This is a genomic window from Zoogloea sp., from assembly GCF_023150065.1.
Lineage (GTDB): Bacteria > Pseudomonadota > Gammaproteobacteria > Burkholderiales > Rhodocyclaceae > Zoogloea.
Window position 1 is genome coordinate 1 of record NZ_JAKLLN010000177.1, and the last position, 588, is coordinate 588.

The following is a 588-nucleotide window of genomic DNA, read 5'->3' on the forward strand; positions in this document are numbered from 1 at the left end:
GTCAATCAACTCGTTGCTGCGCTAGACCCGATGCTGCGTCGCACCATAGGCGAACACATCGAGATCGAGATGGTGCGGGGGGCGGGCCTGTGGCCGGCCATGGTCGATGCAGTACAGCTCGAGAACGCACTGCTCAACTTGTGCCTGAACGCCCGCGACGCGATGCCGACCGGCGGCAAGCTCACGCTCGAAACCGCCAATGCCGCGCTGGATCAACGCTATGCGGACCAGCACCCGGACGTTTCACCCGGGCAATACGTGATGCTCGCGGTCTCCGACTCAGGCAGTGGCATATCGCCCGAGCATCTGGCTCGAGTATTCGAGCCCTTCTTCACCACCAAGGAAAAAGGGCGCGGCACTGGTCTCGGGCTCGCCATGGTCTACGGCTTCGTCAAGCAATCCGCCGGGCATGTCGGCATCTATTCCGAGATCGGGCATGGCACAACGGTGAAGCTGTACTTGCCCAGGGCCATCGGTGCTCCGGCAATCAACAGCGAACCGCAGCCGTGCGAACCGGCACCCCGCGGGGGCACGGAAACGGTGCTCGTGGTGGAAGACGATGATCCGGTGCGCCAGCTCGCTTGCCAC

Annotated in this window: 1 protein-coding gene; it reads left to right on the forward strand. The window is 63.4% G+C overall.

Features of this window, described 5'->3' with window-relative positions; genetic code table 11:
* Positions 1-30: 30 nt before the first annotated feature.
* The coding region (locus L6Q67_RS24130; protein ID WP_296576238.1) for an ATP-binding protein at positions 31-588 on the forward strand (558 nt) is incomplete at its 3' end.